The organism is Alkalihalobacillus sp. NPDC127517, assembly GCF_050276055.1.
GTDB lineage: Bacteria > Bacillota > Bacilli > Bacillales > Bacillaceae_D > Alkalicoccobacillus.
This window is the reverse complement of record NZ_JBNNQX010000004.1, coordinates 234,165-257,787: the sequence shown is the minus strand read 5'-3', so window position 1 is coordinate 257,787 and position 23,623 is coordinate 234,165. Positions and strand designations below refer to the sequence as shown.

Here is a 23,623-nt window from a genome sequence, read left to right as displayed (position 1 = left end):
TCATACCATAATTGATCGTGTTCTTTCCTCTATTACATTTGAGTCTCGAATGAATAAAGAAATAGGTTGTCCATATACTTGTATTACGTTCTTAAAAAGCTTTAAGGAGGTTGGTCAAAATGAAGGCACAACCCTTAATTCTTCATGCATCAATTGGTTATGGTCATACAAAAACCGCTAAGATACTAGCAAGTGAATGTGAACGCCTGACCCAGTATAAACCTGAAGTAGTGGATCTATTCGATCGTCTGTCGGTCTGGCAGCAAAGGATTATACGCAAAGGGTACTTTCATATGATTTCTGATACCCCTGTTATCTGGGACGTGTGTTATCGCTATACGTCCAAGACAACGAAAGGGGATCGATTGTTTGAGAGAATGGCTAAAAACCTTTATATCAAATTCGGTCAATCCATACTCGAGGGTCCTCGCCCTTTTTATCTTTCTACTCATGTTCTCATCACAAGATTACTTGCAACTTGGATAAGGTGGTCCAAAAGGGACATGCCACTCTATCATATAAGTACTGATTTTAAATTACACCGTCTAGCAATTCACCCGCAGGTTTCGGGATATTTTTTATCTGGTTTAGAATCTTTTCCTCCACACATGGACGTACCCTCTTGCTACTATTCATATGGCATTCCTATAGAACGCCCTGTGAATGGCTATGCAATGAAAGCAAAGGTGAAAGAAGCATTAGGTCTTTCAAAAGGAAAGCCGGTGATCATGATTGCAGGAGGGGGAGAAGGGATAGCAAGGTACGAAGAAATTATTAATGCATTAAAAGACATCCAGCAGAGCACCATTCTTTGTTTTACAGGCGTAAACCAACGAATTTCTTTGAAGCTCAATCGACTTAGGAATGATCAACATACGATAAAGGTGATTCCATTTACAAAACAGTTTACAACATATGTGAGCGCCTCGGACGTTCTGATTACAAAAGCAGGCGGTCTTACACTTGCTCAAGCACTTACAGAAACAGCACCAATCGTCATCTATCGACCCTTGCCAGGTCAAGAAATGGAGAATGCACGCCTCTTAAAAGAAAAAAAGGCTGCGATATTTGCTGAACATCAAGTTCAGCTTCATAAAGCAGTCCAAACTGTCTTATTTAACCAAGAAAAACGATGCGCGTATCTTAAACAAGCCCAAGCGCTAAGTAAACCTCACGCAACTAGGCAGATCATCCAACAAATTATGGTTGAGACGAACGGTTACGAGCCACTTTGCGTTCCCGTTGACGCAGAATCCACAGCAGAATATTTATAAGGGCGATGGGAATAAATAAATAAAGTAGTCGCTCCTCTGTTTGATATGTATAGAACATAAAAGCAATGAGGATAACAATGGCGATAACCTGACTGATTTGAATTTTAGTCATGCGTAATCAACTCCCTTTCAATTTAAGTATAACAAGGGTTTGTATCAGTAAAAAGGAGGAGTCAAATGAATCAAAAAATATTCCTTTACCTGTTAACAGCTTTTCTCCTTTTAATCGGCTATTCTTTATCTCCTCACCAGGCTGTAGCAGCAGAAAAACAAGTGATCCAAATTGAAACTAAAAGTTTATCTGGACAAGCCAAAACATTAGATGACTTTAAAGGACAGAAAGTAGTGGTTCATTTCTTTGCAACATGGTGTCAACCGTGCCAAGAGGAAATGCCAGACATCGTTGAGTTCTCCAAAAAACTTGAGCAAGAAGGGGTCGGGTTTGTGCCAATCCACCTTACAAAGGTAGACCCTGATCTTGAGCAGCTACTAGCATTTTTAAGTCATTATCAAGCTTCGTTTGATCCTTGGCTTGATCAAACTGGAGAGTGGATGAACAAATATCATATTGTTGGGATACCAACTACTGTTTTTTTAGATGAGCAAGGAAAGGAAGTTCAGCGGATTAATGGAATGCTTCCTTCTGACATTGCATCTTCGTACATTATGGCAAACAAAAAAGGCGATTAATCTTCGCCCTTTTGTTTCATGTTGGTTAATTCGTCTTCAACCATTTGATCAAGTTTTGCGAGCATGATCCGTGCTTTGTCATCATCAATCACCCGATAATGATGTCCACCACTTGGTTCCTCATCTGCCTCGTCCGCTAGGTTCACGACCTTTTGTAAAGGTTTAAGATGAAGCTCGCCTTGTGGTAAGTATGAATCTGTATGCAAAAGAACAGCTAGAGAAATTTCTTTTGCGGCTTTAGGGTGTTCACCAAGTCGAATGAGTAATTTATGAGCGCGCTCTGCGCCTTTTATCGCATGAATATCGTTTTCTTTATATAACGAATAATCCCATTTGCCGTTTCGATACCACGTATAATGACCAATATCATGTAAAAGAGCGGCTTTTACAGCTAAATCAGGGTTCACGTGATACTCTTTAGCTAACTTAAACGCATGGTACGCACAAGCGATAGCGTGAGCCATGCCTGATCGTTTCACATATTTTTGTGTGATGGGGTGATCAAAGATTTGGACAAGCGTTACATCTCTCATGTAATCACTCCTTTCAAAGTTCCAATTAAACTGGTACGATTAGTTTATCTATTATATAAACAGGATGAACCTAGTTGCAACAAAAATTCACCCTTTCCATATAATGAAGAACCCGAAACCTGATAAAGGAGGATGACTGATTGGCAACTACACATGTTTTTTCAAAAGACGAAGAACTCGCTAATGCAATTACTCATGGGATTGGTGCTGTAATTAGTATTGCCTGCTTGACATTGTTAATTGTCTTTGCGAGTTTGTATGGGAACGCGTGGCATATTGTTAGCTTCTCCATCTATGGGACTTCAATGCTCCTATTATATGCATCCTCAACACTTGTGCATAGTTTTCCGCCCGGTAAAGCCAAGGACCTCTTTGAGATTCTTGATCATTCGGCGATCTATCTTTTTATCGCTGGAACGTATACGCCCATCTTGTTCATCGTTGTGCAAGGTGCCTTAGGCTGGACGTTGTTTGGTATTGTCTGGGGTATAGCAACGATTGGGATTGTATTTAAAATTTTCTTCGTGAAGAAGTTCTTAGTGATTTCAACAATCTTTTATTTACTCATGGGATGGATGGCGCTTTTTGCGATCAAACCTATTGTTTTAACCTTACCAATTCAAGGAACCCTTTTCTTAATTGGTGGTGGAGTCTTGTATAGCTTAGGAACCATCTTCTATATATGGAGAGGATTTAAATTTCATCATGCTGTATGGCATTTGTTTGTACTAGGAGGAACAGTACTCCATTTCTTTTTAGTTATTATGTACATTTTGCCTATTCAGTAAAGAGTCTGGAAAGAATTCAGGCTCTTTTTTTAATTTAGGCATGTTTTTTTCAAAAACGGGTATTGTAGAGAATAAATACGTAAAATTATCTATTTTTCCAGCATGGGTAGTCGGATATTGTCAAAAAAAGATATACTCTCCATGGAGGTTACGTATGTACATATCGTTATCGGAATTAGCTGAATACTTAGATCTTCCGCTTGCATACATCAAAGGACAGGTTGCAGCAGGAAACATCAAAGCATTACATAATGGGGAAGAGTATGTAGTAAGCAAGAAACAGTTTGAGTGGTACAAGGACCAGATTAATCTCAAAAGAAAAGCAATGGAGCATGAAATGAATGAACCGATCCCTGAGGATTGGGATGCAAAGGATGAGGATTAATCTAAAAAAGAAGGGTTGTGGCAAAAATGTGGAAGCAAGCAGTATCCATTGTTGCAATGGGACTTGCTGTAGTGGGAATCAGCCACACGGCTCAAGCAGAGGACGAGAACGAAGCAAAAGAACTTGCTCATAAAGTAACTGAACTTAAAGCTTACAGCCTGCCGGACCGACTGGCACGATTTGTTCACTCTTCAGATCGACAATTCGATTACCCGGAGGATGGCGTAAAAGGAATTTATGTAACAGGTAACTCAGCTGGTGGGGAACGTTTTAATACGTTAGTAGACATGTTAAATAACACAGAGTTAAATTCAATGGTTATTGACATCAAAGAAGATAATGGACATCTTACATATCGCCCGGACGAAGATTCACCCTACTATGATATCGCACATAATTACATAGGTGATCCAGAAAAAATGTTTGACGTATTAGAAGAAAATAACATTTATCCAATTGCACGTGTGGTCGTGTTTAAGGATACGGTACTTGCAGAAGAAAAACCAGAATGGTCTTTCAAAGAAAATGGTAAAGTTTGGAAAAATGGCCGTAATGAGGCGTTTGTGAACCCATTCCTTGAAGAAGTCTGGGAGTATAACGTAGATATTGCTGAAGAAGCTGCAAAAATGGGTTTTCAAGAAATTCAGTTTGACTATGTTCGTTTCCCCGAAGGATTTGAGAATCGTGATGAGGACTTAGAATATAGCACAGGAAAGTATGAGGGTGGCGATGGAGATAATATTCACCGCCGCGTAAATGCAGTGAACGATTTTGTTGCGTATGCAAAAGAAGAGTTGAGTGCATATGACGTAGATGTATCGGTTGATATTTTTGGATATGCAGCGACTGTAGAGTATGCACCAGGAATTGGACAAAGCTTCTTGGGTATTTCTGATAACGTCGATGTCATTTCTTCCATGATTTATCCGAGTCACTGGACATCATACTTTGGAATTGATAAGCCAGATCTATATCCGTATGAAATGTCAAAAGAGTACGCTAAAGTAGAAAATGAGCTTCTTTCCGAGCTTGAAGAAGGTCCAGTCTCTAGACCGTGGCTTCAAGACTTTACGGCAAGTTACTTACCTTCTGGAGAGTGGCAAACATATGGAAAAGAGCAAGTTGAAGATCAAATTAAAGGCTTAAAAGAGGAAGGTATTACTGAATTTCTTCTATGGAATGCCGGGAACACATATTCACAAGGCGTAAATTATTCTCCTTAAGGGTTTTTAGACCAATTGAAAACAATCTAAAAGTTAAGGCCTTAGGACATAACTAAAAATCAATTGAACAATGGCGAATGATTCATTAATTGAATTATTCGCCATTCGTGATTTTATTGAACAAGCGTAAGGTGAACCCGAGACTTCTATGGTACAGTGCGTGGTGAAGCAACTATAGCGGAGTTGTTGCTATATTCGTGTTTTCAATATTTTTTTTCTATTTTGTCTAAGGCACTTTGCTTTATGAAAAAAGATAGCGTTTACTCTTTTTGAAAAAAAGGAATATAGTAATGCCCAAACGTTAAAAGTAATGAAGAAATAAGGAAGGAATGAGTGTACAATGAGTTGGTATGAAAAACTTAGTAAGTATTTTCCGATTGAAGAAATGAAATCAAAAGAGCATATGGAATTACTCTTAAAAGAGAAAGCAGATATTTACCATAAAGACGAAGGTGAGAATCATGTTATTATGTATGTAGAAACAAATGACTTTGTCTTTGTTGATTATCTGTTTGTTTCCAAGGATGCTCGCGGTCAGGGACTAGGAAAGCAACTACTCGAAAAACTTAAACGTAAGAATAAACCAATTATTCTAGAAGTTGAACCGGTTGATTATGAAGATACAGATACGGTAAAACGCAATCGATTTTATTCTAGAGAAGGGTTTACTCATGCCCAGTCTGTAGGATACCGCAAAAAGTCTTTGGCAACGAACAAAGTGAATGAGCTTGAAATCTTGTACTGGTCACCGACAGATGAAACAGAGCATAGTATTTATGAGAAAATGAAGCACACGTATGAAACTATTCACACGTATAAGGATCAAGATTTATACGGTGAATCGTATGATGCAGTAGATCAGGCTGTTACGTACAAAAAGGACGAAAAGGCGATTGACTAAAGGCAACTCGGCAAAGGGTGGTGTGCCAATTGAAGAATAAAGAAAAAGCGAAGCATCAGAAGAAAAAGCGAGAAATGTTAAAAGACCTTCTAAAGAAAAATGTTGATAACTGGAAAAGGTCGCCATTAAAACAAACAACTCCTCAATCATATCGTAAAATTATTGCTTAAATGTCTGCCATTATGGTGGACTTTTTTTGAATTGAGTAACAACTTGTAAAATAGTTATGAAACATTTTTGTTTAAAAAGATTTTTAGTATACTATGTTTAAGTTAAAGAACTACGGGGAATGTACATCACTAGTTACATATTAAACGATCGACTTTCAATGTAGAAGTTTTGTATAACTTTTTTGTAACTACTATGTACTTTCAACCGTACTTTCTGTATAATAAGTAGTGTGAAACAGACGTTCTCATTTTTAGTCAAAAGATTGATTCCTTGAAGGGAGAGGTTGGTAAGATGGTCACATTGTTAACTTCACCAAGCTGTACATCTTGTCGCAAAGCAAAAGCATGGTTAGAGGAGCATGACATTCCGTTTGAGGAACGTAATATTTTTTCTTCACCGCTTTCAGTGGACGAGGTTAAAGAAGTGATTCGAATGACTGAGGATGGAACAGATGAGATCATTTCAACTCGTTCCAAAGTTTTTCAAGAGCTTAATGTTGAGGTTGAGAACCTTTCATTACAAACTCTTTTTACAATTATTAGTGAAAATCCAGGTCTATTACGTCGACCAATCATTTTCGATGAAAAGCGCCTTCAGGTAGGTTATAACGAAGCTGAGATTCGTCGCTTCTTACCTAGAAAAGTTCGTACATTCCAATTACAAGAAGCACAGCGACTTGTTAATTAACAATAAACCTTCTACAGTCATGTGTAGAAGGTTTTATTTATAAGCTCGTATACTTGACAGTACGTATCCAATAAAGGAAAATAAGGAATTACAAAAGGATTTATTAGATAAAATGGATTTTAGAAAAATCTGATTTTATCATTCCTTTTTTCCTTAAACTATCATAAAATAGAAGAAAGTTACGATCCCTTTTATTATGAGGTTACCCTATTCATACAAAGGGTAAAGTGTAACTATACTTTTCAAGCAGAGGTCTTGCTTAGAGTAAATGATCGGAGGAGAGCGATTATGGATATCGAACGCGTGAATGACACAACCATTAAATTTTTTATTACGTATAAAGATATAGAGTCAAGAGGTTTTGAACGAGACGAAATTTGGTACAATCGTGAGCGTGGAGAAGAGCTCTTCTTTGAAATGATGAATGAAGCCAATAATCGTGATGATTTTGAATTAGATGGTCCATTATGGATCCAGGTTCATGCAATGGACCGGGGCCTTGAAATCTTAGTAACAAGAGGACAAGTAACAGACGGAAGCATGAAGCTAGACGTACCTGATTGGCAGGACAAACAAGCGCTTGCTGATGGAGACAGTGAAACAGATAATGGAGCTGAGCTTCTAGATCAAGATGAATCCGTTCACGAGCCACTAGAGCTTATGATTGGTTTTAGAGACTTTGAGGACTTAATTGATTTAAGCCATAGCTTTTTAGAAGTTGATCTGGATAACAGACTCTTCCACTTTGAAGGACACTATTATTTGCACATCGTTTTTGATGATGAGCGATATACCGAAGATGAACAAGATAACATGCTAAGCCACATCCTGGAATATGGCTTTGAATCAGATATTACCGTTCATCGTGTGGCAGAGTATGGAAAGTCAATCATTGATGAGTCTGCACTTGAAACATTAAGACAACAGTTTTCACAAAGAGCATAAGAGCTAGAGAATGGATATAACTGATATCAAAAAAAGATGGCAAAGGATTCGACGGTTGAATCCTTTGCCATCTTTTTATTTTTTTATAGACGAGCGAAAGGAGAACCTTATACCGTTCCACGCGGGTGTACTGATTCTTCTGTAGGGAATAGATGGCTATGTTCATGTTATAAAATGCATAATCTCTTGTTTTGTCTCAGACTTTTTTCTATTGCATAAAAGGATTACTACACTTTTTGTCGAACTTAACGTAGCATGGAGGTGCTTCTATGCTAACTGCTGTCCTTGAAGATGGGACAAAAATATCAATGGCTGATAAATGGTTTGAAAAAGAATTAAAGGATTTAAGGTCAAAGCAACAGTTTGTGTGTCCTGCATGTGATGCCAGAGTGACCTTAAAGCTAGGTTCAAAACGTCAATGGCACTTCGCTCATTACAAACATACGACATGCAGACTCTCGCTTGAACCAGAATCTCCTTACCACTTAAGCGGAAAGTTACGACTATACAACTGGCTTATCAAACAGAATATCCCCGTTTCATTGGAAGTGTATTTACCACTCATCCAACAACGTCCCGATTTGCTTTGTAAAGTAGGCAACCAACTCATTGCAATTGAATTTCAATGTTCTTCATTATCTGAAGAGCGATACCAGGAACGCACACGTGGCTACCAGCAAATAGGAATAACGCCGATTTGGGTAATTGGTGGGAATAGGCTCCGGCGTAAGCAAGGAGACGTGTTTCAGATCTTAGGATTTGAATGGCTGACTGCTAGAAAAGATCGTATGGAACAGATGAACATGAGCTATTACTGTCCGGAGGCCTCGCAGTGGATCTTCTTAAAACAAATCCGTTCATTCTCTACGACTCGAGCACTAGCACAGTTAATTTGCAAAAGGATAGAACTTGTCACATTGAACGATATTCTTAATCCTTCGATAATGCCTTCCCTTGATTCGCTATCTTGGCTACGAGTAAAAAGAGCCTGGCGTTTTCCTCCTGTACACCCTTATCAATCAAAAGAACGTCGACTGTATCAAAAGTGGCTTTATCACCACAACATCACTCCTGGTCAATTTCCTGCTGAAGCAGGTTGGTATCTCCCAGTACAACATTTCATTCAAACCTCTCCCCACATATGGCAAACCATTATACTAGTGACAAGTGTCTTGCCCCTAACTTCAAACCAAATCATATCGCTTTCCGAAATTAAAACCAATCTTACCCCATTTCTCTATAATAGAATCCTTACATTTCGTTCACACCCGTTTTATGACGATTCTGATTTGCTCAATCAAATGATAGAGGAGTACATGTGTCTATTAAAATCGTTTGGTGTTTGTTATGAAAAAGATAAACAGATCTTTGTCATACAAAAAAGTCTTACTCTTCCTTTAACGCCTAATCAAGCCAATCAATTAGATCAAAATTTATCGAAAATAAGTCAAAATACTCCCAATATCCATCAAATTCAGAGATAATAGTGAATGAAGCTCAATATGTAGAGCTAGTTTATTGGAGGTGTATTCATTGAATAAGAAAGTCTTAGAAAGACATGAAGTACCTGTAGAAGATACATGGGACTTAGAATCAATTTTTAAAAACGATGAACAGTGGGAGCAAGTTGCCCAGCAATTCAAGGGGCAAATGTCTGAAATGGATGAATTCCGTGGGAAGCTTCATGAGTCCTCAAATACGTTATTTCAAGCATTAAGCAAACAATTAGAGCTTGAAGAACAGCTTGGTAAATTATTCACTTATGCTCATATGAGACATGATCAAGATACAGGAAATTCGTATTACTCAGCATTACAAGATCAAGCATATGGACTTATGTCGCTTCTTGATCAAAAGGCTGCATTTGTAACGCCGGAACTATTAGCAATGGATCCACAAGAGCTTGACGCCTTCGTTTCAGAAAAGAAAGAACTACAAGCATTTGCTCATATGTTTGACCAGCTTAAAAAGCAGAGAGATCATATTCTTTCCGAGAAGGAAGAAGAGCTCTTGGCCAGAGCAAAAGAAGCGCTTCTAGCATCAAGTCAGGCATTTGGCGCTCTAAATAATGCTGACCTGGAATTCCCAACTATTAAGGGTGAGGATGGAGAAGAGGTTCAAATCACTCATGGTCGTTTTGTCTCGCTCTTACAAAGCCAAAATCGTGAGGTCCGCAAAGCAACATTTGAAGCGGTTTATGCTACGTACGAATCCTATAAAAATACGTTTGCTGCTACTTTAAGCGGACAAGTAAAAGGCGATATTTTTCATGCTCAATCAAGAAAATATAATAGTGCAAGAGAAGCCGCTTTATCTGAAACGCACATTCCATTAAGTGTATACGATCAACTCGTTGAGACTGTAGAAGATCATCTGCCGTTATTACACCGTTATGTTCGCCTGAGAAAAAAATGTTTAGGTGTGGAAGAATTACATATGTATGATCTTTATACGCCAATTGTTCAGGATGTAGAGTTCAGCGTTACATATGAGGAAGCCAAGCACAAGGTCATTGAAGCAGTTGAACCTTTAGGCGACGAATATGTGAGTCGACTTAAAAGAGGGTTTGATGAAAGATGGGTAGATGTTCAAGAGAATAAAGGGAAGCGAAGTGGAGCTTACTCATCAGGAACGTATGGAACAAAGCCATTTATACTAATGAACTGGCAGGATGATGTTGATAATCTGTTTACACTAGCTCATGAGTTTGGACATAGCTTACACAGTGATTATACAAGAAGTAATCAACCTTATGTGTACGGTGATTACACAATTTTTGTAGCGGAGGTTGCTTCCACATTAAATGAAGCCTTGTTACATCATCACCTTATAGAAACATTAGAAGATAAAGAAAAGAAACTTTACATCTTAAATTATTTCTTAGAAGGATTTAGGGGGACGGTTTTCCGTCAAACCATGTTTGCTGAATTTGAGAAGCTTATCCATGAAAAAGTAGAAGCAGGAGGCTCATTAACTGCAGATGAATTAACTCGTGCTTACTATGATTTAAACGTGAAGTACTATGGACAGGACATGGTAATTGATAAAGAGATTGGATATGAGTGGGCAAGAATTCCTCATTTCTATTACAATTTCTACGTGTTCCAATATGCTACGGGTTATAGTGCGGCGGCAGCATTATCTAAACAAATTTTAGAAGAAGGACAACCGGCCGTAGACCGATTCCTTTCTTTCCTAAAAACCGGAAGCTCTGAATACCCAATTGATATGCTAAAGAAGGCTGGGGTGGATATGACAACAGCGGATCCTATCAAACAGGCCATGCAGTTGTTTGAACAAACACTTGATCAAATGGAAGAGTTACTGGAGAGCTAAGGGCGAAATCCCTTAAACCGATTGGCTTTAACTGAAGGGTATAGCAAAAAGAGAATGGAAAGAAAGAACAGTGGCCCACCAATTAATATGGGAACTACATTCATAAGGCCGAGCAAATACAAAAAGAACGTCACGATTACGATGCTCAGTTTAAAAATCAGCGTAATTACTTTCACAGATTCCACTCCTTCTATAGAAAAAACAGGACGCCGTGATGGTGTCCTGTTTTAGTCTATGAAATGAACAAATCGTCCATGCTATTCTTTTTTAATGTAGCGCCAAAACGTTCCATACTTATATGGTACAGCTTCAACCTTTTGTTGAAGTTTAAGCAATTTTAATTGCTTTGTCACTTCTTCCTCTGAAATATTTAGTACTGCTGCACATTCGACGGTTGCTACAAATGAATGTTGCTTTAAAAATCCCTCTAATCCAATTGGTTCTGCAGGTTCAGGTTTAAATCCAAGCATGTCTTCTAAAATTTGAACGTAGACGTGATATGGATACTGACCAGAGACCTTCATGCCTTCTTCTTCAACATTATCATTAAAGAAAACAAACGTCGGTACGGATTCTACATCCATCTCTTTTGTCGTCTTAGCATCACATTGAAGCGCCCTTGCGGAAGAAGGAGAATGCAGATCAAATGTGAAAGCTTCAAGATCGAGTCCAGCATCTCTTGCGCAGTTTTTAAGCACCTTTTCATCGGTAATATTTAGTTTTTCGAGAAAAAGGTATTCTCTTAACTTACGCAAAAATCTTGTTCCAGCTTGTGGGCCTTGCAGCTCAGCCGCTTTAATTGCAAGTGAAGCACGATAAGGTTCAAGCTCATCTGGTTTAAATCGCACAGCACCTTCACAGGACATGCCTTTTGCACCTGGAGGATCCTCCTTAAAGCGTTTGTTTCTTTTTGTTGAAACTAGTGAAGGACAGGCATTCCAAACTTTTAATTTTCCGGCTAAGATCACCCGGATACGGAAGTACGCGCCATACTCTAGGTACAGCTTCTTTAGAATAGGCTCAATGGCCCAGCATTCAGAACATAGTGGATCGATAAAAGTATAAATTTCAATAGGTTTTAATTGTTTAGTTGGATAAGATACACCTGGATTTAGACCACATACGCCCTGTTTATCATCACACGTTGCTAACATCTCTTGAGGATTCAATGGTCATTCTCCTTTCTAAGGCGTATTCACCATATGATGAGCGGTTAAAGTAAGGCGTTCCATCATATACATACGCACTGTTTGGTCAACTTGTACATCTTCGAGTGCCTGCTCCATGCATTGTAACCAAGCTTTTGCATGTTCCTCAGTAATAGGGAATGGAAGATGTCTAGCTCTAAGCATTGGATGTCCAAACTCTTCAGTATATAGAGAAGGGCCTCCCAAAAATTGAGTCAGAAATTGTTTTTGTTTATACGCTGTTTCTGTTAAGTCTGCAGGAAATAGTTCCGATAATAGAGTATGGTTGCCTACATGAAAATAGAAGGTGTCTACTAATTTAGAAAGCACCTCTTCACCACCTAGAGCTATAAACGGAGTAAAGTTGGAATCTGGCATGACAGTTACACTCCTTTGTCAACCTCTTCTACATTGTAGCAACCTTGATTAAGAACTTCAAATAATCTGTACGACAATTGAATATATTGGAATTTAAACTTGGTTTAATGGTTGGATTGGAATAACGGCTTTGGTATAGTTAAAAGAGTGAATGGAAGAGATGAGGGTGAGAATGTGAACTATTCATTGTTACAGAATCAGTTAGTAAATATGAGAAACCAAACTCAGCTATCCTGGTCAAATCAACGGTTTGGTGATTCGACGAACGAAGCAAGTGAGTTATTTTCTAATGTACTTCAAAATCAGCTTGATCAACAACCTTTGTTGGAACCTCCACGAACGGGTATAAGCGATCTATTTTTATCACAAGCAGCTAAAGAACGGTTTGAATCCATTCAGCAGCAGGTTACTCAATCAAAAGCTCCAGCAGCTACTTCAGTCAGTACAAATACTTCTGGAGTTGCATTTCCTTATAAAGATCTAATCGATAAAGCGGCAGCTCGCTATTCATTAGATCCTAAGTTACTTTATGCTGTAATCAAACAAGAATCAAATTTTAATCCAAATGCTAAAAGTCATGCAGGGGCCTCGGGACTCATGCAATTAATGCCCGCAACAGCTAGAGGGCTTGGCGTGCAAAATGTATTTGATCCTGAACAAAACATTAACGGAGGCGCAAAGTATTTAAAAAGCATGCTGACCAAATACAATGGTTCCATTGAAAAAGCTCTTGCTGCTTATAATGCTGGTCCAGGAAATGTCGATAAATACAATGGAATCCCGCCATTTAAAGAAACAATGGCCTATGTTCCAAAAGTGATGAACACGTTTCAGACTGTTTAATTAGTTGTAAAACAGCCCCTACAGATCTAGTTGAAATGATGAAAAGACGAATGGACGGGATACACCCCCGTCCATTCGTCTTTTATTTATTCGTACATCTATCCTGTTTATGAATGGCTACTCGCTTTTTGTGCAAAGAATCGAGCGACCTTATTCGGTGTGTTTTTTCGTTGAATGTTAGTTTGCTTAAGAATGGAGGTTAATATTTGCTCAGCGTGCTCCATTGATGTTCCTTCAAACTCAAGCTCATAATCAATGACGCCAAGGTAGCTACTCTTATCAAGGCAAACCGTTCCTCCATCATAAGGGAATTCTAAGCGTTCTGTTGTTAATGTTCCGATAAACTGCAAATCATTTGACTGAACCTGTAAGGAATGTACTCGCTCTAATACCTCTCCGTCAGGCAGCTTGTTTTTGTGAATGGCCACCTTTTGTTCATCCTCAGTTACTGATTGATGCGTTTCAAGTAACCCGCCGCTATGGGCAGGTTGTTTTAATGTTAGGGTGGATTTTCCGTTTTTCTCTCGTATGCGTAAGGCAGAACCTGCATCTTTCAAACCGAAATCTAGCGTTTCAAAATAGTGATTATGTTGCGTCGTCGCTTGTTGATTTGTTGTTTGAAAAAAAGTGTGTAATGCTTTAAATTCATCAGAAAGTACTAATGTTTTTGTTTCGAATTCAAGTTCTTGAGCCATTTAGGTAAAGTCCTCCTGGTTGATCAGCTGATTAATCATCTATCTATTATGACATAGAGATTTTTTTAGCTCAACTTGGTTCAGTTCTGTGGTGAATCAATTCTTTGATGATTAAAAATATGATAAACTGGTAAGTGGGATACGCTTGATTTTTCATTGAGAATGAGGGGTACATACTATGCACAAAATACACATTATAGAAATGATTGAAACGGATGCCGAGTGGCGTGCTGTAGGTCATGAAAACATACCAGTTGAAACCGCAAAAAAGGTGAAACCAGGGAATCGTTTGCTTGTTGATTCTGATGGATTTGCATTTGTATACATAATTGAAGATGATACAGGTTTTCATCATATTTTGTTCCATCAAGAAATGTGGGAAACCGTAAACAAAACGTATCAATCAAAAAAGCCTATTTGGCTTGAACTAGGAGAAAATCAAGGAATGGAGCTTTCCGGATTCCATGAAGAATTTGATTTCCTTCTGGAAAATATAAAAGGCAACGGGAACTACGGTGCTGACTTTGAACAAGCCGTATCAACAGCATTTCATTTGAACGAAACTAATTAGGTGGTGATTATAAATGAATAGCTGGGATGAACTCCTGTCACCATATAAACAGGCAGTTGAGGAACTAAAGGTTAAGTTAAAGGGAATCAGGGAGCAATATCAAAAAAGCTCTAACCATACACCTATAGAATTTGTTACAGGGCGAGTTAAGCCTGTTTCAAGTATTTTAAATAAGGCTGCACGCAAAAAGATTTCGTTTGATGACCTCGAAAAAGAGATACAAGACCTAGCGGGTGTTCGAATCGTCACCCAGTTTGTTGAAGATATTGAAACGGTTGTTGAACTCATTCGTAAACGGAAAGACTTTGAAATTATTGAAGAACGTGATTATATTATCGAGCAGAAGCCGAGCGGGTATCGTTCTTATCATTTAATTATCGGGTATCCGGTCCAAACCATCCAGGGTGAAAAAAAGATTCAGGTTGAACTTCAAGTACGCACTTTGTCGATGAACTTTTGGGCAACAATCGAACATTCCTTGCGCTATAAGTATAGTGGAGAAATTCCTGAAGATATTAGCATGAGACTGATGCGAGCATCAGAAGCGGCTTTTCAATTAGATGAAGAAATGTCCATTATTCGAGACGAGGTTAGGGAGGCCCAACGGCTCCTATCAGCAAAACATCAACAGCAACAAACTATACAGTAATGTGAAATGAGGTGATCCAATGAATTATGCAGTTGCATCACGTGGCGATTCAATATCAGATGCATTGGTTGAACAAATCATACGATCACTTAATGAATTTGGTTTAACAGAAAATAAACAAGAACCGGAGATTGTTATCTCAGTGGGCGGAGATGGAACCCTTTTGCAAGCGTTCCACGATTACAGTCACCGCCTTGAAGAAACGGCTTTTGTTGGTGTTCATACAGGCCACTTAGGTTTTTATGCGGATTGGATACCAGACGAAGTAGAGAATTTGATTATTCATATTGCAAAAACACCGTTTCAAGTAGTAGAGTATCCTCTTTTAGAAGTGGTTGTACGCTATGCGGATGGTTCAACGCCAAGGCGTTACTTGGCACTTAACGAAGCAACGGTTAAGAATTCTCAAGGCTCTTCCCTTGTCTGTAATGTGGAAATAAAAGGGGAGACCTTTGAAACATTTCGAGGGGATGGGCTTTGTATTTCTACGCCATCTGGTAGTACGGCATATAATAAGGCGCTCGGTGGTGCTATTCTTCATCCGTCACTTGCTTCTCTACAAATCTCTGAGATGGCTTCTATTAACAATCGCGTCTACCGAACAATCGGCTCGCCGCTTGTTTTGCCGCAGCATCATACCTGTTTGTTAAAGCTCATTCAAAATGAAGACGTACAAGTTACGATTGACCATCATACCATTAATCACCAGGAGATTGCTTCCATTCAATGTAGAGTTGCGGAAGAGAAGATCAGATTTGCTCGTTTTCGCCCTTTCCCATTTTGGAAAAGAGTGAAGGAGTCGTTTATTGGTGAATAATCAGCCTACGTTTGTCTGGACGGTTGAAGCTTCTTTGGCAAACACAAGTTTGCGCTCCTTTTTAAGAGTCCAGAAACAATTATCAAAAAAAATGCTCGCTTCGATTAAATACCATGGCGGCTCATTACGAGTAAATGGTGAGGAGAAAACGGTGAGAGCTATTCTGATGGAGGGGGATGAAGTCAGTGTTCAGCTCTCTCCGGAAATTCCTTCAAAAGGGCTCATTCCAGAAGCGAATCCGTTTGAGATTGTGTTTGAGGATGATCACTTTCTAATTGTCAATAAGGCTGCGGGTATCGCAACCATTCCATCACGTGAATATCCACGAGGAACGCTCGCAAATAGAGTCTTAGCTTATTATCTAACACACAACATCCAAGCGACATTTCACCCGGTTAATCGGCTAGATCGGGGGACATCTGGTCTTTTGGTGATTGCAAAGCATCGATATGCTCATGATCAAATGAGCAAACAGCAAAAAGCAGGACGATTGCAAAGGCGATATGAGGCGATTGTCCAAGGAGTGGTAGAACCACGGGAAGGCACGATTAATCAACCAATTGGTCGGAAGCCTGATAGTATTATTGAACGTATGGTAACATCAGATGGTAAACCAGCCGTTACTCATTATCAGACAAAAGAAGCAACCTCTTCGTTATCGTATGTCCGAATCGCACTTGAAACAGGGCGCACCCATCAAATTAGAGTTCATTTTTCATCGATTGGACATCCTTTAGCAGGAGATGAACTATATGGTGGAGAATCCTTAGGATTAGATCGCCAAGCCTTGCATAGCTATAAGCTTTCTTTTACCCATCCTTTTACCCTTAAAAGGTTGGTGTTTGAAGTAAAACCACCAGATGATTTTAGACGATTACTGGCTCATCTCGAAAAGTCGGAATAAAATGTGGTACAATCATTAGGACCAACTACTAGCAACAACCAATAGGAGGAAAATTCATGTTTCAATTATCTTTAGAAAACCGCACATTCGTCGTTATGGGTGTTGCGAACAAACGTAGTATTGCCTGGGGAATTTCGCAGTCTTTAGCGAAGGCTGGAGCCCGTTTAATTTTTACATATGCTGGTGAGCGTCTAGAAAAAAATGTTCGTCAATTAGCAGAAAGCTTAGATCGTGATGATCATCTTGTATTACCTTGTGATATTACGAGTGACGAAGAAATTGCTACGACTTTTAAGCAGATCAAAGAAGAAGTTGGAACCATTCATGGTTTAGCTCACTGCATTGCTTTTGCAAACAAAGAAGAACTTGAGGGTGAGTATTTGAATACAACACGTGATGGTTTCTTACTTGCGCAAAATATCAGTGCATACTCTCTGACTGCAGTAGCAAAAGAAGCTCGTCCACTTATGTCTGAGGGTGGAAGTATTATAACTCTAACGTATCTTGGTGGAGAAAAAGTGATTAAAAACTACAACGTCATGGGTGTAGCGAAGGCAACGCTTGATGCAAGTGTAAAATACCTAGCGAATGATCTTGGTAAAGATGGTATCCGTGTGAATGCGATCTCTGCAGGTCCTATTCGTACGCTTGCTGCAAAAGGAATCGGTGGATTTAACGATGTGTTAAAAACAATCGAAGAGAAAGCTCCTTTACGTAAAACAACCACGCAAGAAGAGGTAGGAGATACGGCTTTATTCCTAGCTAGTGACTTAGCAAGAGGAATTACTGGTGAGATCCTACATGTAGATGGTGGTTACAACATTATTTCTCTATAAAAAAACAACAAATCAATTGATTTGCTGTTCAAACTGGAGACAACGTTTCTAAAACGTTTGTCTCCAGTTTTTTTATTATCGCTGACTTCCGCCAACTTGATTCCAAAGCCATGGCCAAAATCCACCACCACCGCCGCCTTGGCCTCCACCTGGATTCCACGGTCCTTGACCTCCACCTGGGTTCCAAGGGCCCTGCCCACCGCCGGGATTCCAAGGACCCTGTCCGCCGCCACCTTGACCAGGTCTTGGAGGAGTTGGTCCAAAGTATGGACTAATACTAACAAGATCAGTGTTGTGAACTTGAACAAATTGTTGATTATAAAACGGGGGCTGATACACAAGTAGGGATACCATGCCAGTGTTCCGATTAAAATCCGCGACATAGGCAATCACACGTCCATAGCCTGGAATCGTCGTGGTCACCCATTGATTAAGATATTGCTCAACCACAACGGGAGGTAAAAGATATACAGATGGTTGTTGACGCTGGTTTCGTCTGAAAAATGCATTCATCTTTAGTCATCTCTCCTTTACAGTTCTCCAATACTATATGCAGCTTATAGTAGGTGGGTGTTTGTCTAATGAAAGAATGAATAAGACAAGCGTCGTTCCTCATACATCTTGTATAGATGAGAAAAGGGGGAGAGTCGGTGTTAGGAGGATATGAATGGATTGTCCTTGTATTAGCTTCTTTTCGGTTAACTAGGTTATTAATACATGATCAGATTACAAGTTGGTTGCGCAAGCCTTTTTTAGAGGTGAAAGAAGATCATACAACCGATCAACCCTATTATTATATTGAACCAAAGGGTAAAGGAATCAGACGGTGGATAGGTATGCTTCTTAGTTGTTACTGGTGTATGGGGATTTGGACAACAACTCTTTTGTATGTAAGTTGGATTTTGTTATCCCCTCCTTCAATTTATGTTATTCAAATATTAGCTTTGGCGGGTGCAGCAGCCATACTTGAAGCAGTTTTTAAAAGATACATGGAGTAATAGTGTAAGGAGGTTAAAAATGAAAGTACTCATTACTGGATCTGAAGGCAGGGTGGGTAAAGCATTTCAAGCGATGCTAGAGAAGGAGGAAGTATTTGCCTTCTCAAAGGAAATGTTAGATTGTACAAATCGAAGTCTGGTTATCCAAATCGTAGAGAAGGTTAACCCCGACGTCATTCTTCACTGTGCCGCTATGACCAATGTTGATGCGTGTGAACGGGATCCGCTTAAGGCGTTTATGATAAATAGCTTAGCGGTGTCTCACATAGTGGAAGCGGCAGGGACACGACCTTTGATGCTGTTTAGCTCTGATTATGTATTCGGAGAACCTTCACTGATACCTTATAAAGAAGCAGAGGCACCTACACCACATTCAATATATGCTTACAGCAAATGGCTAGGAGAGGAATTAGTTAAGTCCCATCCTTCTGTTTATATGATAAGGACCTCCTGGTTATTTGGTGGTAGAGGAGATTTTGTCGATAAAATATTGCAAAAGATAAAACAAACAGAAGAAATCTCAATGGTGGATGATCAATTTGGGACGCCTACCTTTATTAAGGATCTTGTAAAAGGCTCACTTCAACTGTTACAGCATCCGCCGGGAGTGTATCATTTTGTTAACGAAGGTGCATGCAGCAGATATGAATGGACAAAAACTATTGTTTCGTATCTATCAATAAAGGGATCACTTCGACCGGTTGCAACAACTCGTGAAAGCAGTGTGGCTCAAAGGCCTTCTCATACAATCCTTTCAAATGAAAAGTGGAAACAAGTCACGGGAAAGGATGTGCGACATTGGAGAAAAGCATTGGAAGAATACATGGAGGAGCGTTTACATGATGAATTCTAATGTTCTTATTATTCATCACAACGGAGGAGGAGGGGTCAGTCAGTTTATTTCTCGTTGGAAGAATGAACACAAAGATTATACTATCTATGAAGCGTTTGTTGAATATCAAACCTTAACCCTTCGTTGGGAGGGTCAGTCAGATCTGCAAATTCCTTTTTTAGCACTAGATGAACAAATCATACAATTAGCAATTGGGTATATTCACATTCATCATCTTTGGCAAATGGAGCTGCCTTCTTTAGTAACCGTTCTTAAAGAAACAAAGATTCCATATACATTCTGGATCCATGATTTTTATGCCATTTGTCCATTTGTTTTCTTTGTGGATCAAAAGGGGAAGTACTGTGGCAGACCTAAGCAGGTGAGGGTGTGTGAGGCTTGTGCAACACACGGAGCGAGACGAGTACAAATGGAACAAATGCTTTCATCTCGCGAACCAAGTATAAAAAAGTGGCGAATGTTATTTGAACAATTGTTAAAAGGTGCTGATCAAGTCATTGTACCTAGTGATTCAACAAAACGTATCATTCAGGAGTATGTGCCAGATTTGAAGATGAATGTTTTACCTCATTCCTTAGCTATCTCGGTTAAACACAATCCACTAAAGACTACTCAGGTACCTGTACGAATTGCACTCCTTGGAAACCTGGCCTATCACAAAGGTGATCAAGAAGTACGTGCCTTGCTTATCCAGACAAATCGAATGCAAACTCAGTGTGAGTTCTACCATTATGGAGGTCTAAGTCGCACAATAGACAAGCATCAATTCCCTCATTTTTTTAAAAGAGGTAGCTACTCCTCCCCAAAACAGCTTCCTCACCTCTTGCAAGAAGACCGTATTGATTTTGTTATCATTCCCTCTATTTGTCCCGAAACCTTTTCATATACAACCCATGAGGCCATTGCAATGGGCTATCCTGTTTTATGCTTTGATTTAGGGGCACAAGCAGAAGTGGTCAATCGGTTAGAAGCAGGTTGGGTTGTCTCAATCAAAACTCCTCATTCGCTTATCTCAAAGGTATCTGAGCTTGTAAATAACCCGGAGAGAATTTATCGAAAACGAAAAGAAACTCTCCATCGTGTGAAGGAGAGTTTAAAGAGATCTGACTAAGGAGTCAGATTTTTTTCTTGGATCCACTTGATTAATTGCTTGATACGATGAGCATAGGAATGGGATGACAAAGCAGTCTCGTAACTATTTAAGGCGTATTTTTCACGGGTGCTGCTATTACTTAAAAGCGATTCAATCATTTCAACAAGGTCACGCTTTGTTTGGAAAAGAGGGACATCCTCTTCATTGAACCATGTTGACCAATCCTTTCGCCTTTCACTTAACAGACAAACCTTACAGCCAGCTACTTCAAACACTCGGTTATTTGGACTGATCCCTTCAAGCCCCACTGCATTTTTATTTTCGGGTTGACTTCGTTTTCGATACGTATTTAGCACAATGCTACTGCTTGTGTAATACGTAACGGCTTCCTCTGGAGTCACCCAAAGGGAAGCGATAGTTACATTCTTTGGTAAGGGATAAGGATACCAATTTCCAGCGACTGTTATTTCAATCGGGAGTTGATTTGCCACATATCGAATCAAATTCACACGATCCTCGTAAGGATAACCAATCAAACAGAGATCACTTTGTTTAGCTTGATCTGCATCTTTCGGTTTAAACATAGAATAATCGGCTCCAAGCGGTAAGTGAAGGGAGTTATATCCTTGTTCTTCATAGTAACTCCAAGCCCTTTTTTCAACTGTAATTAATGCAGTTACATCTGGAGCGAGTTTTAATGAGTGATCAAGCAGATATGGATCTTCCGTTAACCAACATAGTACTGGGATCTGCTGATTTTTAGCCCAACGTAAAAAGGCTTGAGGTAATTGATATCCTAGTACGGTGAAAATAAATGTAGGCTTTTCTGTCTGACAAAGCATGACCAGCTTGTGAAAGCGAAATTCGTTTAGACATTGGTCTTGAATGATCGGGATGGATTCTAAACGAAATGCATGTACGATCGATTGTTCGATATACGTATAACTGCCTCGGTAGCCAGAGCTTAAAAATAATACCTTCATCGCATTATGTTACGTTACAAATGATTGTATTTAGTGCTTTTCGACCATTTGGAATCTCTAAGCCGTAAATATAACCATTAATACTCACAGAAAAACTAGACCCGTTGTAGGGGAGCAGGATTTCAAATTGCTGAAATACTAGTTCTTTTTGATGATCAAGCTGTTTCACTGTAGGACGTAACCAAAACTCACCTGTTTCTCTTACTTTCTTTAATGAGTGATCAGGAAGAAACGACCAGGCTTGATCGGATTCGTCTGCAACGATGTGTTCGCTCGCATAATTTTGTTTATTTTGATTCATCTTCCCTGACAAGTTAGCTAAATTAGGCTTACTAAATCTTAAACAAATTAACGGGTCACGAAGCGGTACACCAGAGTCGTTTCGAATGGTGAAATTTCCATTAATAAAACAAGGCTCTTCAGAACCGGCTGACGGTTTTATTGGTAAGAAGGTTGAATACGAAAAGAAAGAATACACACCAGCCATCGCCTCTGGGTTTTGCTTAATAGGTGGCTGTTTATGCTGATACAGCGGCTGATTAAAGAGAGATTGCTGCTTAAATGCTTCGATCTCCTCTTCTTGAGAATTCAATTTCTTTTTTTGTAGGTGGATAATTCGTTGAAATTTCTTAATTTCTGAACGATAGTGCAGAAGCTTCTGCTCCAATTGTATATCATGATTAACTGGTGCTTTATCTTTTGATTGATTGGACACGGTGTCCCCCCCTTACTGACTCAATTAGTTTATATGTATGACTGAAAATCAAATAAAAGAAGAAAAAATGGAGCTGTATATGAATACAGCCCCACATTTCTATTCTGTTTCTGCGCTTGTTAGACCAGGGAAGACAACTGGTGAAACAGGGTTAGGATAGTAGTTTTGATTTCTGCAAATTAGGTCAGAAATCGGGAACTCTAGGCGAGGTTTCACATAAGAAGCTTCTACTTCAAGACGAACATCAGCTGATACATGAACATCTAAGCAGAATGTTAGGCAAATATCTAATTGAGAGAATGCAGAATCACATACAACTTCAGCATCCCACTGGCCAGAAGAGATAAATGCACTTACTACCGTATCATCTGGTGCAGATAAGTAGAACGTCTGAATTGTCGCGAACTCAATTGGATTAGATGTAAGAATGATATTTTCATTTGCATCTAGAATATCTACTTCTAATAATCCGCGAGCTAGAATTTTAACCTTCTCAAGGACAACTTCTTTTCCACTAGGAAGTGTTACTTCAACGCTCACTCGATCTAATGGGTTTGTTACTTCTGATGTGTATAGAGATTCATCTAAAACACGAGCAACAGTTGTGTAACCAGGAACAGTTTGAAGGAAAGAGCATAATTCATTCTCACCTGGAGATGGACCGATTAATCCAGGGAACAGATTAGAAAGCTCTGGTTCTCTGAAGCTAATGGTTTGAAGATCAACTTGACGAGTAACCCAATCAAATACTTTGGGAACATTGATTACGACGCTATGCTTTTTTAAACTCATTATCTTACCTCCTCTAAAGTTTACCCATCCAAACAATTTCTTGCGGGCTGGGTGTTCAAACTACTGTATTGTATGAGTGGCATCTAAATTGGTGCAAAATGTCCCAAGATTTTTTGAAGAGGGCATCATTTTTTAACTAACCATTCTTAGACTCCTACATATCCTATAGAAGAAAGGGAGTGTTTGTGATGAATCAAGATCCTACTATGAAACCACTTTACGCTAGACCCGTTTATCAAGCGAAACCAACGGCGGGACAAAAAGCAAAGCAACGTCCATTCGCTTCGCTGCCTAAACCTCCTCAACCCAAACAACCAAAACCATTAAAGTGCTGTGGACAACGCTAATGTATGTTGAAGTGTGAGCTCCATTGAGA

Annotated in this window: 30 protein-coding genes; 21 read left to right on the top strand and 9 right to left on the bottom strand. The window is 39.3% G+C overall.

Going from position 1 to position 23,623, the window contains the following annotated elements; translation table 11 throughout:
- Positions 1-119 precede the first annotated feature (119 nt).
- Positions 120-1,274: an MGDG synthase family glycosyltransferase gene (locus ACQKKO_RS07205; protein WP_498645701.1), complete on the top strand. Its 1,155-nt coding sequence runs from the start codon at positions 120-122 to the stop codon at positions 1,272-1,274.
- Positions 1,275-1,451: 177 nt separating this feature from the next.
- A complete protein-coding gene (locus tag ACQKKO_RS07200) occupies positions 1,452-1,964 on the top strand; it encodes a TlpA family protein disulfide reductase (protein WP_498645699.1) in 513 nt (170 codons plus the stop codon).
- Here the strand turns inward: ACQKKO_RS07200 and ACQKKO_RS07195 are convergent.
- Positions 1,961-2,497 (bottom strand): HD domain-containing protein, encoded by a 537-nt coding sequence (locus tag ACQKKO_RS07195; RefSeq protein WP_498645697.1) that lies wholly within the window; start codon positions 2,495-2,497, stop codon positions 1,961-1,963. The two genes, ACQKKO_RS07200 and ACQKKO_RS07195, sit on opposite strands and share 4 nt — an antisense overlap.
- 140 nt (positions 2,498-2,637) lie before the next feature.
- Between ACQKKO_RS07195 and trhA the strand changes: the two genes are divergently transcribed.
- The 9 genes from trhA to pepF all read left to right on the top strand — a co-directional run bounded on the left by trhA (position 2,638) and on the right by pepF (position 10,933).
- Positions 2,638-3,285 (top strand): PAQR family membrane homeostasis protein TrhA, encoded by a 648-nt coding sequence (gene trhA, locus ACQKKO_RS07190; protein ID WP_498645695.1) that lies wholly within the window; start codon positions 2,638-2,640, stop codon positions 3,283-3,285.
- 154 nt (positions 3,286-3,439) lie between these two features.
- On the top strand, positions 3,440-3,670 hold the full coding sequence (locus ACQKKO_RS07185; RefSeq protein WP_498645693.1) for a hypothetical protein: 231 nt from the start codon (positions 3,440-3,442) through the stop codon (positions 3,668-3,670).
- Between the two features lie 26 nt (positions 3,671-3,696).
- On the top strand, positions 3,697-4,893 hold the full coding sequence (locus tag ACQKKO_RS07180; RefSeq protein WP_498645691.1) for a putative glycoside hydrolase: 1,197 nt from the start codon (positions 3,697-3,699) through the stop codon (positions 4,891-4,893).
- 340 nt (positions 4,894-5,233) lie between these two features.
- Complete coding sequence (locus tag ACQKKO_RS07175; RefSeq protein WP_498645689.1) at positions 5,234-5,794, top strand: GNAT family N-acetyltransferase; 561 nt, start codon at positions 5,234-5,236, stop codon at positions 5,792-5,794.
- Positions 5,795-5,823: 29 nt separating this feature from the next.
- The gene (locus ACQKKO_RS07170) at positions 5,824-5,964 is read left to right on the top strand and encodes a hypothetical protein (RefSeq protein WP_479821993.1); all 141 of its coding nucleotides are present in this window, start codon (positions 5,824-5,826) and stop codon (positions 5,962-5,964) included.
- Positions 5,965-6,256: 292 nt separating this feature from the next.
- Positions 6,257-6,652 (top strand): transcriptional regulator SpxA, encoded by a 396-nt coding sequence (spxA, locus tag ACQKKO_RS07165; protein WP_203090215.1) that lies wholly within the window; start codon positions 6,257-6,259, stop codon positions 6,650-6,652.
- A 288-nt stretch (positions 6,653-6,940) separates the two neighbouring features.
- Complete coding sequence (mecA, locus tag ACQKKO_RS07160; protein WP_498645686.1) at positions 6,941-7,597, top strand: adaptor protein MecA; 657 nt, start codon at positions 6,941-6,943, stop codon at positions 7,595-7,597.
- Positions 7,598-7,866: 269 nt separating this feature from the next.
- The gene (locus ACQKKO_RS07155; protein ID WP_498645684.1) at positions 7,867-9,081 is read left to right on the top strand and encodes a competence protein CoiA; all 1,215 of its coding nucleotides are present in this window, start codon (positions 7,867-7,869) and stop codon (positions 9,079-9,081) included.
- A gap of 34 nt (positions 9,082-9,115) precedes the next feature.
- On the top strand, positions 9,116-10,933 hold the full coding sequence (pepF, locus tag ACQKKO_RS07150; protein ID WP_498645682.1) for an oligoendopeptidase F: 1,818 nt from the start codon (positions 9,116-9,118) through the stop codon (positions 10,931-10,933).
- Here pepF and ACQKKO_RS07145 read toward each other — a convergent pair.
- From ACQKKO_RS07145 to ACQKKO_RS07135, 3 genes are all read right to left on the bottom strand, one after another.
- The gene (locus ACQKKO_RS07145; RefSeq protein WP_498645807.1) at positions 10,930-11,067 is read right to left on the bottom strand and encodes a hypothetical protein; all 138 of its coding nucleotides are present in this window, start codon (positions 11,065-11,067) and stop codon (positions 10,930-10,932) included. The two genes, pepF and ACQKKO_RS07145, sit on opposite strands and share 4 nt — an antisense overlap.
- Before the next feature lie 123 nt (positions 11,068-11,190).
- Positions 11,191-12,102 carry a ClpXP adapter SpxH family protein gene (locus ACQKKO_RS07140; protein WP_498645680.1) on the bottom strand — a complete coding sequence of 304 codons (912 nt, stop codon included), beginning with the start codon at positions 12,100-12,102 and terminating at the stop codon, positions 11,191-11,193.
- 15 nt (positions 12,103-12,117) lie between these two features.
- The gene (locus ACQKKO_RS07135) at positions 12,118-12,498 is read right to left on the bottom strand and encodes a globin domain-containing protein (RefSeq protein ID WP_498645679.1); all 381 of its coding nucleotides are present in this window, start codon (positions 12,496-12,498) and stop codon (positions 12,118-12,120) included.
- A 174-nt stretch (positions 12,499-12,672) separates the two neighbouring features.
- Here ACQKKO_RS07135 and ACQKKO_RS07130 point away from each other — a divergent pair, with 174 nt between their 5' ends.
- Positions 12,673-13,341: a lytic transglycosylase domain-containing protein gene (locus tag ACQKKO_RS07130; RefSeq protein ID WP_498645677.1), complete on the top strand. Its 669-nt coding sequence runs from the start codon at positions 12,673-12,675 to the stop codon at positions 13,339-13,341.
- A 107-nt stretch (positions 13,342-13,448) separates the two neighbouring features.
- Here the strand turns inward: ACQKKO_RS07130 and ACQKKO_RS07125 are convergent, their stop codons facing one another.
- Positions 13,449-14,036, bottom strand: coding sequence for a CYTH domain-containing protein (locus ACQKKO_RS07125; protein ID WP_498645675.1), 588 nt, complete (start codon positions 14,034-14,036; stop codon positions 13,449-13,451).
- A 178-nt stretch (positions 14,037-14,214) separates the two neighbouring features.
- On the opposite strand from ACQKKO_RS07125, the gene ACQKKO_RS07120 reads away from it, so the two are divergent.
- From ACQKKO_RS07120 to fabI, 5 genes are read left to right on the top strand one after another with little or no spacing between them, the layout of a single operon-like run.
- Positions 14,215-14,607, top strand: a complete 393-nt coding sequence (locus tag ACQKKO_RS07120) for a UPF0738 family protein (protein WP_498645674.1) — start codon at positions 14,215-14,217, stop codon at positions 14,605-14,607.
- A gap of 13 nt (positions 14,608-14,620) precedes the next feature.
- Positions 14,621-15,256, top strand: a complete 636-nt coding sequence (gene yjbM, locus ACQKKO_RS07115) for a GTP diphosphokinase (RefSeq protein ID WP_498645673.1) — start codon at positions 14,621-14,623, stop codon at positions 15,254-15,256.
- Positions 15,257-15,275: 19 nt separating this feature from the next.
- Complete coding sequence (locus ACQKKO_RS07110) at positions 15,276-16,073, top strand: NAD kinase (protein WP_498645671.1); 798 nt, start codon at positions 15,276-15,278, stop codon at positions 16,071-16,073.
- The gene (locus tag ACQKKO_RS07105) at positions 16,066-16,977 is read left to right on the top strand and encodes an RluA family pseudouridine synthase (protein ID WP_498645669.1); all 912 of its coding nucleotides are present in this window, start codon (positions 16,066-16,068) and stop codon (positions 16,975-16,977) included. Before ACQKKO_RS07110 ends, ACQKKO_RS07105 begins: the two co-directional genes overlap by 8 nt.
- Before the next feature lie 56 nt (positions 16,978-17,033).
- Positions 17,034-17,813, top strand: coding sequence for an enoyl-ACP reductase FabI (gene fabI / locus ACQKKO_RS07100; protein ID WP_498645666.1), 780 nt, complete (start codon positions 17,034-17,036; stop codon positions 17,811-17,813).
- Positions 17,814-17,888: 75 nt separating this feature from the next.
- On the opposite strand, the gene ACQKKO_RS07095 is transcribed toward fabI, so the two are convergent.
- Positions 17,889-18,326, bottom strand: a complete 438-nt coding sequence (locus ACQKKO_RS07095) for a hypothetical protein (RefSeq protein WP_498645664.1) — start codon at positions 18,324-18,326, stop codon at positions 17,889-17,891.
- A 137-nt stretch (positions 18,327-18,463) separates the two neighbouring features.
- On the opposite strand from ACQKKO_RS07095, the gene ACQKKO_RS07090 reads away from it, so the two are divergent.
- The 3 genes from ACQKKO_RS07090 to ACQKKO_RS07080 are packed head-to-tail and all read left to right on the top strand — an operon-like array spanning position 18,464 to position 20,775.
- On the top strand, positions 18,464-18,811 hold the full coding sequence (locus ACQKKO_RS07090) for a DUF1360 domain-containing protein (protein WP_498645662.1): 348 nt from the start codon (positions 18,464-18,466) through the stop codon (positions 18,809-18,811).
- Between the two features lie 19 nt (positions 18,812-18,830).
- On the top strand, positions 18,831-19,664 hold the full coding sequence (gene rfbD / locus ACQKKO_RS07085; RefSeq protein ID WP_498645660.1) for a dTDP-4-dehydrorhamnose reductase: 834 nt from the start codon (positions 18,831-18,833) through the stop codon (positions 19,662-19,664).
- On the top strand, positions 19,651-20,775 hold the full coding sequence (locus ACQKKO_RS07080; protein WP_498645659.1) for a glycosyltransferase: 1,125 nt from the start codon (positions 19,651-19,653) through the stop codon (positions 20,773-20,775). The genes rfbD and ACQKKO_RS07080 overlap by 14 nt, the downstream gene beginning before the upstream one ends.
- Here the strand turns inward: ACQKKO_RS07080 and ACQKKO_RS07075 are convergent.
- The 3 genes from ACQKKO_RS07075 to ACQKKO_RS07065 all read right to left on the bottom strand — a co-directional run bounded on the left by ACQKKO_RS07075 (position 20,772) and on the right by ACQKKO_RS07065 (position 23,247).
- On the bottom strand, positions 20,772-21,740 hold the full coding sequence (locus ACQKKO_RS07075; protein WP_498645656.1) for a CgeB family protein: 969 nt from the start codon (positions 21,738-21,740) through the stop codon (positions 20,772-20,774). The genes ACQKKO_RS07080 and ACQKKO_RS07075 overlap by 4 nt on opposite strands.
- 4 nt (positions 21,741-21,744) lie before the next feature.
- On the bottom strand, positions 21,745-22,455 hold the full coding sequence (locus tag ACQKKO_RS07070; RefSeq protein WP_498645654.1) for a hypothetical protein: 711 nt from the start codon (positions 22,453-22,455) through the stop codon (positions 21,745-21,747).
- A 99-nt stretch (positions 22,456-22,554) separates the two neighbouring features.
- Positions 22,555-23,247: a BMQ_0737 family morphogenetic spore coat protein gene (locus tag ACQKKO_RS07065; protein WP_498645653.1), complete on the bottom strand. Its 693-nt coding sequence runs from the start codon at positions 23,245-23,247 to the stop codon at positions 22,555-22,557.
- Between the two features lie 188 nt (positions 23,248-23,435).
- Between ACQKKO_RS07065 and ACQKKO_RS07060 the strand changes: the two genes are divergently transcribed.
- Positions 23,436-23,594, top strand: a complete 159-nt coding sequence (locus ACQKKO_RS07060) for a hypothetical protein (RefSeq protein WP_498645651.1) — start codon at positions 23,436-23,438, stop codon at positions 23,592-23,594.
- The last annotated feature ends 29 nt before the right edge of the window (positions 23,595-23,623 follow it).

What these genes read in the sequence shown, in the direction of transcription:
- ACQKKO_RS07205 (WP_498645701.1), top strand. Translation starts at nt 120, where the DNA reads ATGAAGGCACAACCCTTAATTCTTCATGCATCAATTGGTTATGGTCAT.
- ACQKKO_RS07200 (WP_498645699.1), top strand. Translation starts at nt 1,452, where the DNA reads ATGAATCAAAAAATATTCCTTTACCTGTTAACAGCTTTTCTCCTTTTA.
- ACQKKO_RS07195 (WP_498645697.1), bottom strand. Translation starts at nt 2,497, where the DNA reads ATGAGAGATGTAACGCTTGTCCAAATCTTTGATCACCCCATCACACAA.
- ACQKKO_RS07185 (WP_498645693.1), top strand. Translation starts at nt 3,440, where the DNA reads ATGTACATATCGTTATCGGAATTAGCTGAATACTTAGATCTTCCGCTT.
- ACQKKO_RS07180 (WP_498645691.1), top strand. Translation starts at nt 3,697, where the DNA reads ATGTGGAAGCAAGCAGTATCCATTGTTGCAATGGGACTTGCTGTAGTG.
- ACQKKO_RS07175 (WP_498645689.1), top strand. Translation starts at nt 5,234, where the DNA reads ATGAGTTGGTATGAAAAACTTAGTAAGTATTTTCCGATTGAAGAAATG.
- spxA (WP_203090215.1), top strand. Translation starts at nt 6,257, where the DNA reads ATGGTCACATTGTTAACTTCACCAAGCTGTACATCTTGTCGCAAAGCA.
- mecA (WP_498645686.1), top strand. Translation starts at nt 6,941, where the DNA reads ATGGATATCGAACGCGTGAATGACACAACCATTAAATTTTTTATTACG.
- ACQKKO_RS07155 (WP_498645684.1), top strand. Translation starts at nt 7,867, where the DNA reads ATGCTAACTGCTGTCCTTGAAGATGGGACAAAAATATCAATGGCTGAT.
- ACQKKO_RS07135 (WP_498645679.1), bottom strand. Translation starts at nt 12,498, where the DNA reads ATGCCAGATTCCAACTTTACTCCGTTTATAGCTCTAGGTGGTGAAGAG.
- ACQKKO_RS07125 (WP_498645675.1), bottom strand. Translation starts at nt 14,036, where the DNA reads ATGGCTCAAGAACTTGAATTCGAAACAAAAACATTAGTACTTTCTGAT.
- ACQKKO_RS07120 (WP_498645674.1), top strand. Translation starts at nt 14,215, where the DNA reads ATGCACAAAATACACATTATAGAAATGATTGAAACGGATGCCGAGTGG.
- yjbM (WP_498645673.1), top strand. Translation starts at nt 14,621, where the DNA reads ATGAATAGCTGGGATGAACTCCTGTCACCATATAAACAGGCAGTTGAG.
- ACQKKO_RS07110 (WP_498645671.1), top strand. Translation starts at nt 15,276, where the DNA reads ATGAATTATGCAGTTGCATCACGTGGCGATTCAATATCAGATGCATTG.
- fabI (WP_498645666.1), top strand. Translation starts at nt 17,034, where the DNA reads ATGTTTCAATTATCTTTAGAAAACCGCACATTCGTCGTTATGGGTGTT.
- ACQKKO_RS07095 (WP_498645664.1), bottom strand. Translation starts at nt 18,326, where the DNA reads ATGAATGCATTTTTCAGACGAAACCAGCGTCAACAACCATCTGTATAT.
- rfbD (WP_498645660.1), top strand. Translation starts at nt 18,831, where the DNA reads ATGAAAGTACTCATTACTGGATCTGAAGGCAGGGTGGGTAAAGCATTT.
- ACQKKO_RS07080 (WP_498645659.1), top strand. Translation starts at nt 19,651, where the DNA reads ATGATGAATTCTAATGTTCTTATTATTCATCACAACGGAGGAGGAGGG.
- ACQKKO_RS07075 (WP_498645656.1), bottom strand. Translation starts at nt 21,740, where the DNA reads ATGAAGGTATTATTTTTAAGCTCTGGCTACCGAGGCAGTTATACGTAT.
- ACQKKO_RS07065 (WP_498645653.1), bottom strand. Translation starts at nt 23,247, where the DNA reads ATGAGTTTAAAAAAGCATAGCGTCGTAATCAATGTTCCCAAAGTATTT.
- ACQKKO_RS07060 (WP_498645651.1), top strand. Translation starts at nt 23,436, where the DNA reads ATGAATCAAGATCCTACTATGAAACCACTTTACGCTAGACCCGTTTAT.